Origin of the sequence: Flavobacterium selenitireducens, from assembly GCF_014748335.1 — a bacterium.
In the GTDB taxonomy this organism is placed as follows: Bacteria; Bacteroidota; Bacteroidia; order Flavobacteriales; family Flavobacteriaceae; genus Flavobacterium; species Flavobacterium selenitireducens.
This window is the reverse complement of sequence record NZ_JAAVIY010000001.1, coordinates 730810-747955: the sequence shown is the minus strand read 5'-3', so window position 1 is coordinate 747955 and position 17146 is coordinate 730810. Positions and strand designations below refer to the sequence as shown.

14 protein-coding genes are annotated in these 17146 nt (G+C 47.8%); 9 read left to right on the top strand and 5 right to left on the bottom strand.

Annotated elements, in window-relative coordinates; all coding sequences use genetic code 11:
• Positions 1–3: 3 nt before the first annotated feature.
• Positions 4–999 carry a transporter gene (locus tag HC229_RS03305; RefSeq protein ID WP_191019003.1) on the bottom strand — a complete coding sequence of 332 codons (996 nt, stop codon included), beginning with the start codon at positions 997–999 and terminating at the stop codon, positions 4–6.
• A gap of 192 nt (positions 1000–1191) precedes the next feature.
• On the opposite strand from HC229_RS03305, the gene HC229_RS03300 reads away from it, so the two are divergent.
• The 4 genes from HC229_RS03300 to HC229_RS03285 are packed head-to-tail and all read left to right on the top strand — an operon-like array spanning position 1192 to position 6688.
• Positions 1192–1476, top strand: a complete 285-nt coding sequence (locus HC229_RS03300) for a DUF4834 family protein (RefSeq protein WP_191019002.1) — start codon at positions 1192–1194, stop codon at positions 1474–1476.
• 54 nt (positions 1477–1530) lie between these two features.
• Complete coding sequence (locus HC229_RS03295; protein WP_191019001.1) at positions 1531–3951, top strand: YfhO family protein; 2421 nt, start codon at positions 1531–1533, stop codon at positions 3949–3951.
• Entirely contained in the window at positions 3948–5225 is a 1278-nt protein-coding gene (locus tag HC229_RS03290) for a glycosyltransferase family 4 protein (RefSeq protein WP_191019000.1), read from the top strand. Before HC229_RS03295 ends, HC229_RS03290 begins: the two co-directional genes overlap by 4 nt.
• Positions 5225–6688 carry a lipopolysaccharide biosynthesis protein gene (locus HC229_RS03285; RefSeq protein WP_191018999.1) on the top strand — a complete coding sequence of 488 codons (1464 nt, stop codon included), beginning with the start codon at positions 5225–5227 and terminating at the stop codon, positions 6686–6688. Before HC229_RS03290 ends, HC229_RS03285 begins: the two co-directional genes overlap by 1 nt.
• A gap of 96 nt (positions 6689–6784) precedes the next feature.
• Here HC229_RS03285 and HC229_RS03280 read toward each other — a convergent pair whose 3' ends face one another.
• Positions 6785–7402 (bottom strand): hypothetical protein, encoded by a 618-nt coding sequence (locus tag HC229_RS03280; RefSeq protein WP_191018998.1) that lies wholly within the window; start codon positions 7400–7402, stop codon positions 6785–6787.
• A gap of 228 nt (positions 7403–7630) precedes the next feature.
• Between HC229_RS03280 and HC229_RS03275 the strand changes: the two genes are divergently transcribed.
• Together HC229_RS03275 and HC229_RS03270 are read left to right on the top strand one after the other, a co-directional pair.
• Positions 7631–8815, top strand: coding sequence for a M28 family peptidase (locus tag HC229_RS03275; RefSeq protein ID WP_191018997.1), 1185 nt, complete (start codon positions 7631–7633; stop codon positions 8813–8815).
• A 56-nt stretch (positions 8816–8871) separates the two neighbouring features.
• Positions 8872–9360 carry a low affinity iron permease family protein gene (locus HC229_RS03270; protein ID WP_191018996.1) on the top strand — a complete coding sequence of 163 codons (489 nt, stop codon included), beginning with the start codon at positions 8872–8874 and terminating at the stop codon, positions 9358–9360.
• 26 nt (positions 9361–9386) lie between these two features.
• On the opposite strand, the gene uvrA is transcribed toward HC229_RS03270, so the two are convergent.
• A complete protein-coding gene (gene uvrA / locus HC229_RS03265) occupies positions 9387–12173 on the bottom strand; it encodes an excinuclease ABC subunit UvrA (RefSeq protein ID WP_191018995.1) in 2787 nt (928 codons plus the stop codon).
• Positions 12174–12498: 325 nt separating this feature from the next.
• Here uvrA and HC229_RS03260 point away from each other — a divergent pair, with 325 nt between their 5' ends.
• Together HC229_RS03260 and HC229_RS03255 are read left to right on the top strand one after the other, a co-directional pair.
• On the top strand, positions 12499–13083 hold the full coding sequence (locus HC229_RS03260; RefSeq protein ID WP_191018994.1) for an RNA polymerase sigma factor: 585 nt from the start codon (positions 12499–12501) through the stop codon (positions 13081–13083).
• A gap of 637 nt (positions 13084–13720) precedes the next feature.
• Positions 13721–13981 carry a hypothetical protein gene (locus tag HC229_RS03255; protein WP_191018993.1) on the top strand — a complete coding sequence of 87 codons (261 nt, stop codon included), beginning with the start codon at positions 13721–13723 and terminating at the stop codon, positions 13979–13981.
• Here HC229_RS03255 and HC229_RS03250 read toward each other — a convergent pair.
• Complete coding sequence (locus HC229_RS03250) at positions 13975–14640, bottom strand: endonuclease III domain-containing protein (RefSeq protein ID WP_191018992.1); 666 nt, start codon at positions 14638–14640, stop codon at positions 13975–13977. The two genes, HC229_RS03255 and HC229_RS03250, sit on opposite strands and share 7 nt — an antisense overlap.
• Positions 14641–14763: 123 nt before the next feature.
• Here HC229_RS03250 and bcp point away from each other — a divergent pair, with 123 nt between their 5' ends.
• Positions 14764–15222 carry a thioredoxin-dependent thiol peroxidase gene (bcp, locus tag HC229_RS03245; RefSeq protein ID WP_191018991.1) on the top strand — a complete coding sequence of 153 codons (459 nt, stop codon included), beginning with the start codon at positions 14764–14766 and terminating at the stop codon, positions 15220–15222.
• Positions 15223–15613: 391 nt separating this feature from the next.
• Here the strand turns inward: bcp and HC229_RS03240 are convergent, their stop codons facing one another.
• Entirely contained in the window at positions 15614–17080 is a 1467-nt protein-coding gene (locus HC229_RS03240) for a TonB-dependent receptor (protein ID WP_191018990.1), read from the bottom strand.
• Between the last annotated feature and the right edge of the window lie 66 nt (positions 17081–17146).

Genomic DNA, 17146 nt, shown 5'->3' with positions numbered 1-17146 from the left:
GAATCAGTCGATGGGTTCGTTCTCGATGGCGTCCTTGCGCTTTTTGTCTTTTTTCTGTTGCTTGTTCTTTTCTTTCTCCCGCTTTTTATCTTCTTTGCTCATGTTTTTCTCCTCACCCGGAAGTCGCACGAGAACGTCTTCGTAGAATCCGTCGAAACGCCATGAAAGGCCAATCCCGGCTTGAAGTACCGAAGGCGTGTCCTTGACGTTGGCCCCGACGTTCACATCGAGCTGGATGTTGCCATCGAGCAGGTAAGCGGCGCCTCCGCGGAAGATCAGGTCGCCGTAAATGTCCGACTGCAAGCCCTGGTTCTCCAAAAATACCGACCAGCGATCGTTGATACCGCGCGTCACGGTGACCACGTATCCAAAAGTTTCGTAGTTGGAACCGAATTTATCGGCCATGATGTTGGTTACGAGCACGAAGCGACCGAACTGGTGTTGTGTGATGACCATTCCCTTTGCAGAAAATCCTTTCTCGCCGTAAAGCGGAAATTTGTCGGTCAACGTCAGGTTTCCGCCAAGGTAAACGCCCACGGCAGGAATCAGGCTTCTCCACTTGAATTTGTGGTTGTTTCTCCAGCTGTATAAATCCGGTTTGCGATCGATATATTTTTTGTTCGGATCATAGACGAGGTATTTCGCCCCGAAGTTGAATCCTTTGAGTGCGTTGCGCGTTTGCCCGCTTATGCCGACATCAGGATAATTGAAGCGATCCCACTGATGCTGGAATTCGCCGATGAATTCGAGTTGCTCGAGAAAGGCGCCGTAACGGATCGTAAGTTCGTTGGCAAGGCCTTTGGAATCCCATCCGAGATTGGCGTGGTCTTCCTTGACGCCCGTTATGCCGAGTTCGCCCTGAAGCACCGTTTTTCCTACTGAGAATGCCGACATCGATTCGCCGGGACGGTTGGAGTTGATCACATCGGTAAACTGTGCCGTGGCGGCGGCCGTCGCGAGCAACAAAGCGGAAGCGGACAAGGTTTTCAATCTTAGCATAAAGGCCGGTTTTTCAATTTTTATGTTTTCCAAAAGTACTTTAACTCGTTTGAACTTTATCCAAATAAGGCAAAAAAATCTGATTTTTCATTCGCTGTGTCTGCGTTCTGGGATGTCAATTTATTATTTATTTAAGAACGGATTTTGCCCAGACCGCGCCCAAATTCCTATTTTTGGAAAAAATTCACCACAATGGAGACGGCTAACTTTCCGAATTTCGTACGCACGATTTTCTTTATCATAGCTTTCTATTACATTTTCCGGTTTCTCGCTCGCCTGTTTTTCCCGATGTTGGTCAAAAAGGCCGTCGAGCATGCCCAGGAAAACATGCGCGATCAGTTCAACCAATACCAGAACGCCCAACGCGATCCCTATCGCAGGCCGGAAGGCGAAGTCACCATAGACACTTCTAATGCGGCCAAGCCCCGCGAGACTAAAAAGGTCGGTGATTACATCGATTATGAGGAAATCAAGTAAGGCTTGGGTGAAGCCCGCGTTTTTGACTATTTTTGGGCTGAATTAAAATCGGTCATGAAGCAAATCTCCAAGTTTTATCCGCACTTGCTGGCGTTAGTCGGCTTCGTGCTCGTCTCTTTAGTTTATTTTTATCCTGTTCTCCAAGGCAAGCAGCTTTTCCAGTCTGACATTGCACAGTTTACCGGGATGGCCAAGGAACAAAACGACTTCCGCGCTGCGGGCAAAGGGGAGCCATACTGGACGAATTCCGCATTTGGCGGTATGCCGACATACCAGATGGGTGCCAATTACGAACACGATTACATTGGCGCACTTGACGATGCCTTGCGCTTTTTGCCGCGTCCGGCCGACTACCTTTTTCTTTACTTTCTTGGATTCTATAGTTTGCTGTTGGTCTTGAAAACCGATCCGCTTAAGGCGTTTATCGGCGCTTTGGCGTTCGGATTCTCGACGTATCTCATCGTGATTCTGGGCGTCGGACACAACGCCAAGGCACATGCGATCGCTTATATGCCGGCCGTCGTTGCGGGCGTTTTGCTTGTTTTCAGGAAGCGGTACGTATCCGGCGGATTGCTCACGATGGTCGCCGCCGCGCTGGAAATCAATGCGAACCATTTCCAAATGACGTATTACTTGCTTTTCCTGTTATTGGCGATCGTCGTTTTCTACATCTGGAAAGCGGCCAAACAGAAGGAATTCCGGTCGCTTGGCATTTCGTTCGGGATATTTGCCGTCGCGGGCGTGCTCGCCATTGGTGCAAATGCTTCGAATTTGTTGGCTACTGCCGAATACACGGATTTTTCGATACGCGGTAAAAGCGAACTCACCTTTAAGCCCGACGGATCCAAAAACGAGACAACCTCGTCTATGGACTATGACTATATCACCGAGTATAGCTACGGCATCATGGAGAGTTTCAACCTGATCGCGCCTCGCCTTTTCGGAGGTTCCAACGGCGAAAGGCTCGATACCAACAGCGATACTTACGACTTCCTGATTTCCCAGGGCGTTCCCGCCGAACAGGCCAAACACGGCATTGACAGCATGCCGCTTTATTGGGGCGACCAGCCTATCGTCGCGGCTCCGGCTTATGTTGGCGCTGTCGTATTCTTCCTGGCGATTTTGGCGTTTTTCGTAGACGACAGGAAAATAAAATATGCGTTTTTGGCAGGCGCGATTCTGTCTTTATTGCTCTCGTGGGGCAAGAATTTCCCTGTGCTTACGAATTTATTTATCGATTACGTGCCGCTTTACGACAAATTCCGCGCGGTTTCGTCTATACAAGTCGTGTTGGAACTTTGCATTCCGGTCCTGGCAATTATGGGATTGCAATCGTTTTTTGCATCCGATAAGGAAAACAAGGTCAAGGATCTTTACAAAGCAGGAGGTGTTTTTCTCGGAATCATCGCGTTGTTGTTTGTCGTGAAAGGACAATTCACATTTGGAGGCGGGAGCGATGCGATGCTGTTGCAGAATTACGGGCCAGAGTTCGTCGACGCGTTGAAGTCCGACCGCAGCCGTTTCTACACTTCAGATCTGCTTCGCTCGTCCGTATTGGTCATTGCCGCCGCTCTTGCGTTATGGTTTTACCTGAGAAACAAGATTTCCCAAACCACTTCACTCGTGATTGTCGCCGTGATCATGATAGGCGACCTGTTCTTCATCGATAAGAATTATGTCGAAGCCGACGATTTCGTTGATGCCCGCGCGGTCGAAATCCCGTTTGAGCCTACCCAGGTAGATCAGGCGATCTTGCAGGATACCTCACATTACCGCGTATTCGAAATCAATGCGATACACAATGCGAGAACCTCGTATTTCCACAAGTCTTTGTCGGGATACAGCGCGGTGCGTCCGAGGCGAATGGAACAAATTCTCGAATACCAGATCGCAAAAAATAATCTGGAAGTGTTGAATTTGCTCAACACCAAATATGTGATCCAAACCAATGAAAAAGGGGAGGAGTTCGCTATCCCGAATCCCGAAGCCAACGGAAATGCGTGGTTCGTAAGCAACATCAAAGCGGTAAAAACGCCCGACCAGGAAATGAAAGCGCTCGACAGCCTCGATTCTAAAAACGTGGCCGTCGTCAATACTTTCGAATTTCCTGGCGTGAATATTTCGGAATTCACGAAAGACACGACTTCGGCTTCGATACGCGTCGTGAAATACGATTCGAATCACATCCGATACATCAGCGAGAATCCCAACGACGGTTTTGCGGTTTTCTCCGAAATCTACTATCCGAAAGGATGGAAGGCCACGATCGACGGCAAGGAAGCCAACATCGTCAGGGCCGATTACACGTTGCGCGCACTTTCGGTTCCCGCCGGAAAACACACGATTGAATTCAAATTTGAACCTGAGGTCGTCAAAACGGGGGGCTATATCGCGCTCGCCAGTTCACTCGGCATGGTGTTGCTTGCCGCAGGTGGCATTTTTTACGAACGCAAAAGGAAGCAAAAGGCGAGTTGAAAAAAGTACTCATCATAACCTATTATTGGCCGCCCGCCGGAGGACCGGGAGTGCAGCGCTGGCTTAAATTCGTCAAATACCTGCCGGAGTTTGGGATCGAGCCTGTCGTGTATATTCCGGAAAATCCGACCTATCCGATAATCGATGAGGCATTCAGCAAAGAGGTGTCGCCAAAACTGACGGTCATCAAAAAGAAGATTTTCGAGCCTTACGGTTTTGCGTCTATGCTGTACAAGAACAAAGTTAAGAAAATGAGCGCCGGGATCATTCCGAACAGCAGCAAACAAAGCTTTTCCGAAAAAGTGGCGCTTTGGATTCGCGGCAACTTTTTTATTCCGGATGCGCGTATTTTCTGGGTCAGGCCATCGGTGCATTTTCTCGAAAGATACATACAGGAGCACGCCATCGACACGATCATCACGACGGGTCCGCCTCACAGTTTGCACCTTATCGGAATTAAATTACAGAAGCGCTTGAACGTGAAATGGGTTGCGGATTTTCGCGATCCGTGGACGACCATCGGCTACCAGAAAGACCTCAAATTGTCGCGCTATTCGGAATTCAAGCACAAGCGCATGGAGAGACGTGTGCTTAAAGCCGCCGACCAGATTATCGTGACGAGCCAAACTACCAAAGCCGATTTTTCCAAGATCACGACAAAGCCTATCGAAATCATTACCAACGGTTTCGACCAGGAGAAAGTGTTAGCCGAAACGTTGGATAGCAAGTTTTCGCTGGCGCATATCGGTTCGCTTCTCTCAGAGCGGAACCCGTTGTTTTTATGGCAGACGCTGAGCGAGATCGTCAACGAAGTGTCGGGCTTCGCCGATCATCTGGAAATCAAGCTGATAGGAACGTTAAGCCCCGAAGTTCTCGAATCGATACGGCTGTACCAACTAGAGGATTTCATGAACAATCTCGGGTATGTCCCACACGATGAAGCGATAGCCCAACAACGCAGCTCACAGGTTTTGTTGCTTATCGAAATCAATTCGCTACACACGAGAAGCATCATTCCGGGAAAACTCTTCGAATATATGGTTTCCGGCCGACCGATCGTCGCAATTGGCCCGAATGGATCTGACTTTGCGGAAATCATCGAAAACACAAGCACGGGAATCTTTATCGACTACGCCGGGAAGGACTTGCTCAAACGGACGATATTGGCGCTTTACGAATCCTATCTAGACGGAAACCTTACCGTGGAGCCTGTCGAACTCGAACAATACTCCCGCCGCAACCTTACCCAAAAACTGGCCGGGCTACTTTCCTGATGGGCATCGTCATCAAACAGTCGATCAGCAACACGCTCATTACCTATGTCGGTTTTGCGATAGGGGCGGCCAATACGTTGTTCATGTACCCGCAAATCCTCGGCGATGAATTTTACGGTTTGACCGGATTCATTTTGTCGTCGGGTAACGTGATCATGCCCTTGATGGCGTTCGGCGTCCATAACACGCTCGTAAAGTTTTTTGTCGGATATCGCTCCGAACAGGAAAAAAACGGGTTTCTCACCTATTTGTTGCTGTTGCCACTCGTGGTGGCGATCCCGTTGCTCATCGTGTGCTATTTCGGATACGATCAAATTGCGGGTTACTTTTCGACCAAAAGCCCCATCATCTTTGATTATTTCTGGCAAATCCCGCTTATCGGGCTGTGCATGGCCTATTTCGAGATTTTTTATGCTTGGGTCAAAGTGCACCTGAAGTCGGTTTTTGGTACGTTCGCCCGCGAAATCCTGCTGCGTGTCCTGATCACCGCAGGGCTCTTCGCTGTGTATTTCGACTGGATTTCTGCCGGAAGTTTCGTCAACCTGACGCTGGCCATTTATCTGGTCATCACGGCCATCATGATGGTTTATGCTTTTCGCATACGGGAATTCAGGCTTGACAGGCGTTTTCCGGTAAACAGGAAAGCGGTGTTCCGTTATTCGGTGTTTATTATTTTGTCCGGGAGCGTGGCCAATATGCTGCTTGATCTCGATAAGATGATGATGGGGAAAATGATCGACATCGACAACATTGCATTCTACAGTGTGGCGGTTTTCATGGCGACCGTGATTGCGGTACCGAGCCGGTCGATGCACCAGATCGCTTATCCGATCACTGCCAAACTGATGGCCGAAGGTAAGTATGAAGAACTCAACGACTTTTACAAACGCACTTCGATCACGCTCCAAATCGTCGGCGGGCTCGTCCTGATCGGGATTTTGGTCAATGTAAACCAAATGTACAGGTTGCTTCCGCCTGAATATTCCAAAGGGTTGTTCACGGTTTTCGTCATCGGATTTTCAAAATATCTCGAGTTGATTTTGGGCAACAACAATGCGATCATTTTCAATTCCAAATATTACAATGCGGTACTGGTTTTAGGCCTTTTGCTGGCTGTCGTCCAGATCGGGTTGAATTTGTACCTGATTCCGAAAATGCGCATCGATGGCGCGGCTTTGGCGACTTTGATATCGGTCGCGCTCTACAATTTGGCGAAACTGCTGTTCGTGGTCTTCCGGATGAAGCTCTATCCGTTTACCAAACAAACGCTGTACTCATTCGCGATACTGGCGATATCGTTCGCCTTGTTTTATTACTGGGAATTCGATTTTCACCCGATTGTCAATATCGCGTCGAAATCAGTTTTGGTGGGGGCTTTTTTTGTAGGATCGCATTATGTACTTAAGATTTCGCCCGAGGTAAATTCCGTTATAGACAAGGCGTTCGGGATGCTCAAGCGATAGCCGAAGATGTGCGGATGACAGTCGGAAATCGACAAAAAAAATCCCCCGGAAAAAAATCCGAGGGATCAAACAAACCAACCAATCTAAACTTCACTATTATTTTTTGACTTCGAGTTTTGGCTCCACCTTCGCTTTGGTGCCGTCCTGCTTGTAGTAGTAATACGCTTCGTCGTTGTTCCATGAACTATTTCCGCTGTTGCCGCCTTGGTAATACTGACCGTGGCCAGCCTGGTTCCAGTTCGCATTGACGCGGCCTTGAGTTCCGACGATGCGTCCGTAGCGGTCGTATAGGATTTTCAAGCCTCCAACCTGCATCAAAGCGTAACGGTTGTAACTCATATAGACCGATCCGATGCGTTTTACGCGTCCGCGGGTGTCGTAGTTCAAAAATACATTTCCAACCCTTCTCACCCGGCCTTGTGTATCGTGTTCGATGCGAACGCCTGCATTGCCGACGTTTGGCGCGCCGTAAGTAACATTTGTCTGGCCGCGGCGGCCTTTGTAATATATGTCTGAGCCTCCCGTAGGAACAGTGTTGAAATCGATTTGTCCATCGGCAAAAACAAAGAACTCAATGCCTCTTTCGGTGAACACGATTGGTTCGGTCTCGGCGATGGCTACCGGATAGCGTACCTCGAAATCAATTTTTTCTGAGGCTTTGGCGCTGCTTCCCATTAGGAAGACTGCTGCAACAAAAAGAGTAATGGTTTTCATGATCTTCAATTTTTTGGGATTAGTAATTGTTTCTCGCTTTCGCTGGAAAATTTTTCCGTTGTTTGACGGCATTCAAGTTGCGTGCCAGAAAAGTGTAACAAACGTTTGTAGTCGTTTAGAAGCGTTTGTAAACGTTTAGTTTTCAGTAAAATAAACGTTCAAAAATATTTTTTGGTAGAAAGGCGTTTCGCTTTTGATTATATTCGCGACGCATTAAACCCTATCGTCATGCATTTGATTTTTTCGCGCCTTACGGGCATTGTCGTTTTGTTGATTTCAAGCGTTTGTTTTCCTCAATCGTTGATTCCATATTACAATGAGGTCGCAGGGCAGGTCTCCCAGGCCAATATCAACCAATCGCTTTCTTCGTTCGTTTCATTCGGCGTGAAATATCGCGGTACCTCCGCACAGGCCAATGCGCTTGCCTGGCTCAAGAGCAAATACCAGGAATACGGTTATGCGGCATCTGACATTGTCGAAGATCCGTTTACTTATGGCGGTGCTACGTGCAAAAACCTTGTGGTGACAAAAATTGGGACAACGTACCCGAACACTTTTGTGATCATCGACGGGCATTACGATACCGTCGGCGGACCCGGCGCCAACGACAACGGCAGCGGGACAGCTGTAATCCTCGAGGTTGCGCGGTTGCTGAAAAACATCCCGACGGAGTATTCCGTGAAATTCATTCACTTTGCGGGAGAGGAAGACGGCCTGGTCGGAAGCCAGCACTATGTGGATAATGTCGTAAACGCCACTTCCCCAAAAATGAACATCAGGGTGTTGGTCAATCTCGACCAGGTCGGAGGCGTTTCCGGAGAAGTGAACAATACGATTACCTGCGAACGCGACCAGAGCAACAGCCCTTGGACCAATAACGCGGCTTCTTCGGCCAGGACGACGGAGCTCGCCAATTGCATGGAATTGTACTCCGTGCTGGAAACCGTAATTTCGAACGCATACGCATCAGATTACGTTCCTTTCGAGGACAACGGTGAAATTATAACAGGTTTGTTTGAAACCAACGAGTCGCCTTATCCGCACGGGCCGAATGACGTCCTGTCGAATGTGGATCCCGTTTTTGTCTACAACGTCGCCCAGGGAATGATGGGTGCAGCCCTGCACTTCGCGGTCGCCTGTACAGACTGCAATCTCGCCACACAGGAAAATCCGGCTGACGCAATACGCGTGTTTCCAAATCCGGCTGAGGGAATGCTCTGGGTAAACAAAGGAAATTTCCAGGATTGTGATTATGCGCTGTTTAACGTCCTCGGCCAACGGGTTGCGTCGGGAAAATTGAGGGATTCCGCCATTGTCGAAGCCATCGCGACCGATCGTCTTGAACGCGGATCGTATATCCTCAAAATCACATCGGGAGCGGTTGAAATCGAGAAAAAAATCATCATAAAATAAATCGAGGCCTTCACACGAAGGCTTTTTTTGGCATTCTTTCATCCAAAACGCACAACATGAGCAAAAAGCAATCAGCAGGAAAACAAGGCGCTTTTGAAGTTTTCGCGTCCAAAGTCACCAAAGCCACCGGCAGTACACCCGCATTCCTGATCGCATTCCTGACGGTCATCGTATGGGCGGTAACGGATCCGATTTTCGATTATTCCGAGACCTGGCAACTCGTTATCAACACCGGGACGACGATCGTAACATTCCTGATGGTTTTCCTTATCCAAAAATCCCAGAACAAGGATTCGATGGCAATTCAGCTCAAGTTGAACGAGCTCGTGGCCGCCCATGAGTTTGCGAGCAATCGGTTGATAGACGTGGAAGACCTCTCGGAAAAGGAACTCGAAGCGTTGCACGAGTACTATCTCAAACTAAGCCAACTCTGCAAAAAAGAGGATTCGCTGCTGCACACGCATACCGTAGAGGAGGCGCAGGACCTTCATCTGATCAAGAAAAAAAAGCATAAAAAGCGCAGGGACGAGATACAAAATCCATAACGTGTCAGCTACCAGCGCAAAGGCGTTTACAATTTATCCTTCAGATAGGTTCCGGTTATCGATTTTTTGTTCTTCGCTATTTCCTCAGGCGTCCCGATCGCGAGGATATGCCCTCCGTTTTCTCCACCTTCCGGGCCGAGGTCTATGATGTGATCGGCACATTTGATCAGGTCGAGGTTGTGTTCGATCACGATAATCGAATGTCCCTGGTCGATAAGCGCCTCGAACGAAGCCATCAGCTTGTTGATATCGTGGAAGTGAAGTCCCGTCGTGGGTTCGTCAAAAACAAAAAGGGCCTTGTCCTTGGTGGCGCCTTTCACAAGGAAAGAGGCGAGCTTGATGCGCTGGGCTTCCCCTCCGGACAGCGTTGACGAGGATTGACCGAGTTGGACGTATCCGAGACCGACATCCTGCAACGGCTGCAACTTCTGGATAAGCTTGGTCTGTTTGTGCTCTTTGAAAAACGCAACCGCATCATCTATTGTCATCGTGAGCACATCATCTATATTTTTGCCGTTGTACATCACTTCGAGTACTTCTTTTTTGAAGCGCTTTCCGTTACAAGTTTCACAATTGAGCTGCACATCGGCCATGAAGACCATTTCGACGTTTATCGTGCCTTCGCCTTTGCAGGTTTCGCATCGGCCGCCATCGACGTTGAACGAAAAGTGTTTGGCCTGGTAATTTCGCAGCTTCGACAGTTTCTCCTTCGCAAAAAGGTCGCGTATGTCGTCATATGCCTTGATATACGTCACGGGATTCGATCGCGAACTCCTTCCAATCGGATTCTGGTCGACGTACTCAATATGTCGGATCTTGTGGTAATGACCGCGCATTTCGGTAAATTGTCCAGCTTTTTCGCCAGCCCCTTCCAACTGTTTTTGCATGGCCGGAAACAGGATTTTCTTGACGAGCGTACTTTTTCCGCTTCCGGAAACGCCGGTGATCACCGTTAGCACTTCCAGCGGAAAACGCACATCGAGATTGCGCAGGTTGTTTTCGCGTGCGCCGAGGATTTCGATGTAATTGCTCCATTTGCGGCGCGTTCTCGGCACTTTGATCTCCATGTCTCCATTGAGGTATTTTGCCGTGAGCGAATCAGATTTGAGGATCTCGTCATACGTTCCGTAAGCGACGACTTCACCACCGTGGGTACCGGCTTCCGGGCCAATATCGATGATGCGGTCGGCGGCTTTCATGATATCTTCGTCGTGTTCGACCACGATCACGGTGTTGCCGAGCTTTTTTAGAGAAATGAGTACGTTGATGAGACGTTCGGTATCTTTCGGATGCAAGCCGATACTCGGTTCGTCGAGAATATACATCGATCCGACAAGCGAACTTCCGAGCGAGGTCGCCAGGTTGATACGCTGGGATTCGCCTCCGGAAAGTGAGGCCGAGGTTCGGTTCAACGTGAGGTAATCGAGCCCGACTTCGACGAGGAAACTCAAGCGGCTGTTGATTTCGATTAGCAGCCTTTTGGCAACCTGGTGATCGTAATCGGACAGTTTCAGGTCGGCGAAGAACGGAACGAGACGCTTCATCGGCATATCGACAAGGTCGGAAATCGTCTTGCCGCCAATCTTTACGTAATCGGCTTCCGGTCGCAACCGCTTTCCTTTGCACGACCAGCATTTGGTCTTTCCGCGATAACGCGACAACATCACGCGGTTCTGGATTTTGTAGTTTTTTTCCTCCAGTTCCCGGAAGAAATCGTCGAGTCCGGTGAAGTGCTTATTGCCTTTCCATATCAGGGCTTTCTGGGCATCGGTAAGTTCAAAGTAAGGTTTGTGGATCGGAAAATCGAAGTGATAGGCACTTTTGACCAATTGGTCTTTGTACCAACCCATGCTTTCGCCTCTCCACGGGTAAATCGCATTTTCGTAAACCGATAGGGAGGTGTTCGGAACCACAAGCTCCGGGTCGATCCCGATCACGTTTCCGTAACCTTCGCAAACCGGGCAGGCGCCATACGGATTGTTGAAACTGAACAGGTGGACGTTCGGTTCGAGAAAACTTTGTCCGTCAAGTTCGAAACGGGAGTTGAATTCGCGTCGCGTCTCACCGTCGGCTTCCTGTAGGTACAATTCGCCTTTGCCTTCGTAGAAAGCGGTTTGGACGGCATCTGATAATCTGTTGTAAAAATCTTCGTCGTCTTTCACGACAACGCGGTCGATGATCAGCAAAATATCCTTATCGTCAAGGCTGTGCTGTTCGATCTCGTCAAGGCGCACCATTTCCTTTTTCACAAGAATCCTTGCGAAACCTTGTTGTAAAAGCACCTTCAGTTTGTCTTCAAGTTCCCGCCCTTTTTCAAGGTGGATGGGAGAAAGCAGCAGCAATCGCGTGCCCTCCGGATATCCCTTTACGGCGTCGACCACGTCGCTGACGGTATCCTTTTTGACCTCTTCCCCTGAGACCGGGGAAAATGTTTTTCCGATCCTGGCGTAAAGCAACTTCAGGTAATCGTAAATTTCAGTGGAAGTCCCCACGGTCGAACGCGCATTGGTGGTGTTGACTTTTTGTTCGATCGCGATGGCCGGTGCGATACCTTTTATGTACTCGACTTTGGGTTTGTCGAGGCGTCCGAGAAACTGGCGGGCGTAAGATGAAAGGCTTTCCACATAGCGCCGCTGGCCTTCGGCGTAGAGCGTGTCGAACGCAAGGCTGGACTTTCCTGATCCGGAAAGACCGGTAATTACCACAAATTCATTGCGGGGAATGGAGACGCTCAAATTCTTCAGGTTGTGGATTTGGGCGCCTTTTATGATGATGTTTTTCTTAGGTTCTAACGTGCTGAAATCAGGCTGCATAGTCGGCGGGGATAAGTCCGCAAAAGTACGCAAATCGGCAGCGAAATGAAAATGGGCTTAACAACGATTTAGAAACAGTTTAGGATTGTTAAATTTTCAACGTTTGAAGTCGAAACATGTGGATATAACGCAAATTTTTCTCAAAATCGCGTTAATCTGAGGGCTTATTGCGTTACCAATGTTAATTTTTCAATTTTTATTTGCGCATTTGAAATAATTTGTTTTACATTTGGTCATTCATTCACTTCAATTTAACAGAGCCTATAGTATAAAAATACTTTTTAGAAATTTCAGAGGTTTCCACCAAAAACTAAAAGGTATCATTATGGCTACTGTAATCATCCCAGATGCGCTATTGGTCAAGAATTACGTTGCAGGAGACGAAAATGCTCTCGCTACGCTAATCGGCAGGCACCAATCCAAGATTTATGGGTTTATCTATTCGAAGGTTACCGACAGGGACATTTCGGACGATATTTTCCAGGACACCTTCATCAAAGTCATCAAGACTTTGAAGTCGAATTCTTATAACGAGGAGGGAAAATTCCTGCCATGGGTAATGAGGATCGCACACAATCTCATCGTCGATCACTTCCGACGCAATAAAAAAATGCCCATGTTCCGCGAGACCGAAGAATTTTCGATATTTTCGATCATGAGCGATGACGCGCCAAATATCGAAGGGCGCATGATCACGACACAGGTCGAGGACGATTTGAAGCGACTTATCCAGGAACTTCCGAAAGATCAGAAAGAAGTGCTGGAGATGCGGATTTACCAGGACTTGTCGTTCAAGGAGATTTCCGAACTGACAGGTGTGTCGATCAATACGGCGTTAGGCCGCATGCGATATGCGCTGATGAACCTGCGCAAGGTGATCGACAAGCATCAAATAATTTTGACCAATTGACAATATTTTGAAACCGGTTGCGTTTTTAAGGTAACAAACGCAATTGATATGGCTAAAATTTACACTTCAAAAACGTTAGCAACTTCAAAAATGTTACCTAAAAAAGAGACCATCAATTTCTTGCTGAATTATTCTAAGGCATTGACAATCCAGAAAAAAGGAAACTTGATTTTTGAGTGTATCGCTAACTGATTTATCGGAATCCCACGGTTGAAAGATCGTGGGATTTTTGTTTTCCGACCTAACCAGTCCGCAGTAGACATGAAAAATTCCGTATTGTTGTTATATGCATTTTTAGTTCTAGGGTGTGCGTCAGATGATTTTTAGGACAATCTTTCGATGATTCCGGGTCTCGATTATTACAAATTCACGTCCGAGGACCGCGACAACTTGCTCAATTCGAGCCTCAATAAAGATAAGATCATTTAAATTTCGCAACCAATCCGGCGAGGAACTTCGATACAAGGTCACGGCAAAGTGGAAAGGCAGATCGGACGATAATCACGGCACTTTTTCAGGAAGCGGCATTCCCGGCTATTATTACGATAAACAGACCGTTTCGCTTGCCTCGGTCGAATTCCCGGACAGTGAAAATTCCGGGCTTTCCATAATTGTATACAAACCCAGCGCCACAGGATTGATGGCAACCCTTTATTTCGACCGCTGGAATGAAGGCGGGTATTGGGCAAAGGAGGATTTTGCGCTTTCCAATGCCTACATCCAAAGCATTTCGTTTAACGGCAATACGTATCAGAAGGTTGTGGTCATTGATTCACAAACCGGCAATTCCGGCTCTGGGAACGGCTTTCGGCTAAACGCCAACAAAATGTATTACGATTTTAATTATGGTCTTGTCGGGTTTGACGACCTCGACGGCAATCAGTGGCGCCGCTATTGACGTTTCAACGTTTTGGCGTAATGCGCGTTGATCAGCGATTTTTTCCCGATGGTTCGCGTAATCACGTCTTTTTCCAAATCCCACCCGCGCGCCGGGGAATATTGGCGGCCGTAATAGATGATTTGCAGGTGGAGCTTGTTCCAAAGAGGCATCGGAAACAATCTTTTTGCATCTTTCTCGGTTTGTTCGACACTTTTTCCGTTCGACAAATTCCAGCGTTGCATCAACCTGTGGATGTGCGTATCGACCGGAAACGCCGGATATCCGAACGCCTGCGACATCACGACGCTTGCCGTTTTGTGTCCGACAGCGGGCAGTTCTTCGAGATCGGCGAAATTATCGGGAACTTTTCCGTCGTGTTTTTCGAGCAGTATTTTCGACAATCCGAAAATTCCTTTGGATTTCATTGGCGATAACCCACAAGGGCGAATGATGTCCTGTATTTCCTCCACCGATAATTTGACCATTTCCTGTGGCGTATCCGCTTTGGCGAACAGCAACGGCGTTATCGTATTGACGCGGGCATCGGTACATTGCGCCGACAGCAAAACCGCGATCAGCAGCGTATAAGCATCTTTGTGATCGAGCGGGATAGGCACTTCGGGATACAAATCCTCAAGCGTTTTAATCACGAAATCGACGCGTTCTTTCTGGGTCATTGCGTACTTTTGTACAAAGTTAATTTTTAAGGGCGAAGGCGCAAGAATATGATCGGAAGCATTTTGCAACATCTTTGGAAGCTTATCCGGAATTCGCGTCGGTCAACCAAAATCCCAACCGATATGACGACATTGAAACAAGGCGACAAAGCCCCTGATTTCTCGGCGGTCGACCAGGACGGTGCGATCCGAAAACTCTCTGATTACAAAGGCAAAAAACTCATCGTGTTTTTTTACCCTGCGGCCAATACGCCAAGCTGTACGGTCGAAGCCTGCAACCTGCGCGACAATTATGCCGACCTCAAAGCAAAGGGCTACGAACTTTTGGGCGTAAGCGCGGACACCAAAAAGAAACAGGCCAATTTTATTTCGAAGCACCAACTTCCGTTTCCGTTATTAGCCGACGAAAATCACGCGGTCATTGAGGCTTTCGGCGTTTGGGGCCCGAAGAAATTCATGGGACGCGAGTTCGACGGGATTCACCGCACGACTTTCGTAATTGATGAAAATGGTGTCGTAGAAAAAATCATTGAAAAAGTGAAGACGAAAGATCACGCGGCTCAGATAGTGGGCGAGGGTTGAAGTTTAAGGTTTAAGGTTTGATGTTTAAGGTTTAAAGTTTAAGGTTTAAGGTTTGATGTTTAAGGTTTAAAGTTTAAGGTTTACGGTTTGAAGTTTAAGGTTTAAAGTTTAAAGTTTTCTTTAAGGCGAGTGGAAATATTTAAATGTTCGGAGACATTGCGCCCCACCCGCCATCCGAAATATACGAACTCCAAAAATCTCCATTACAGATTTTTACTCCGCTGCGCTCCGTACAGTCCGAGCAAGCTCTCGGGTCTGCCGAAGTTGTTGAATCACCAAACTCCTGAAATTCCACACTCCATAATCTAAGCTAATGTCATTGACCATTGACTGATAAACACAAAAAAAGCCGGTATATCAACTACCGGCTCTATTTTATCAACTGAAACAACTAATTCGTTTCCTCAAGGATCTTATTCGGGTCGTATCCGAACAAATGATGTTCCTTGATCAATTCGGCGATTCCCTTCGGAAGCATTTCTTCCCAACCCGGCTGGCCGTTCATGATCATTTTAAGCACGGCTCTGGAGAACACCTCGAGATTGTGCGGATCGAAGTCGTCTATGTCGATTACTTTCCCGTTGAACTTAAAGAACTTGTAAAGTTCCTTCATGCGCGGATGCACCTTTAGATTCTCCGAATTGATCAATTCGCCTTCCTCGCCAATCATCGGATAAAGGAAAACCTTGAGGTCGCGGTAGAACAATTTTCCGAACGCTTCGAGGATGCCGCCGCTCAAATGGCGGTAGTATTTTTCGTCGAAAATGTCCACGAGATTGTTCACGCCCATGGCCAATCCCATACGGGCTTTGGTATAATTCGAGAAATATTCGACGACCTTGTAATATTCCTGGAAGTTCGAAATCATCACGGTTTGCCCAAGCGAACACAACAGTTCCGCGCGATCCATGAAGTCGCGTTCGTCGATTTCCCCGTCCGAACGAAGGTTGGACAGCGTAATCTCGAAAATCACGAGCGTATTGTCTTTTTCAACTTTGTTTTCGGCCAGGAACATATTGAGCGACTTTTCGTACATGTCCATGTTCACGACCGTTACCGGACGGAAACTTCCGCGCAAAGCGAGAATATTTTTTTTGTAGAGCACCGCCGCCGGTAAAATGTTGTTGCCTTCGGGATCGAACATCACCGCGTCGGTCATGCCGTTTTTCACAAGTTGGAGCGACATCAAACGGTTGTCGACGTCTGCAAAGCGAGGCCCGGAGAAGTTGATCGTATCGATTTCCAGTTGGTCTTTGTCCAAATGGTCGTAAAGATAACGCAGTAATTTTTTGGGATCGTTGTATTTGTAGAACGCTCCGTAGATCAGGTTGACACCCAGAATACCAAGGGTTTCCTGTTGAAGGCGTGCATCGGTTTCCTTGAATCGGATATGGATCGTGATCTCGTTGTAATCCTCGTCCGGTTCGATCTGGTATTTGATGCCGACCCAGCCATGTCCCTTGAACTGCTTGGCGAAGTCGATCGTGGCAACGGTATTGGCGTATGAAAAGAAAAGTTTGTTCGGATGTTTTTCACGGCTCAGACGCTTTTCGATGAGCATCACTTCGTGAGACAGCATCTTTTTGAGACGGCTTTCGGTTACATAGCGGCCATCGAGTTCGTTCCCGTAAATGGCGTCCGAAAAATCCTTGTCGTAAGCCGACATGGCCTTTGCGATCGTACCCGAGGAACCTCCGGCGCGAAAAAAGTGGCGCACTGTTTCCTGACCGGCGCCGATTTCGGCGAAAGTTCCGTAAATGTTCTCGTTCAGGTTAATGCGAAGCGCTTTGTCCTTAATGGAAGGTATTTGTTCAATCGCCTTGTCCCCTTTAAGGGTAAAACCGTCATCTCTTAGCATAATCGTTGAAATTCCTCGCAAAGTTAGTCAAAAATGCAACGGATTGAAATCCATTAATCTTATTTT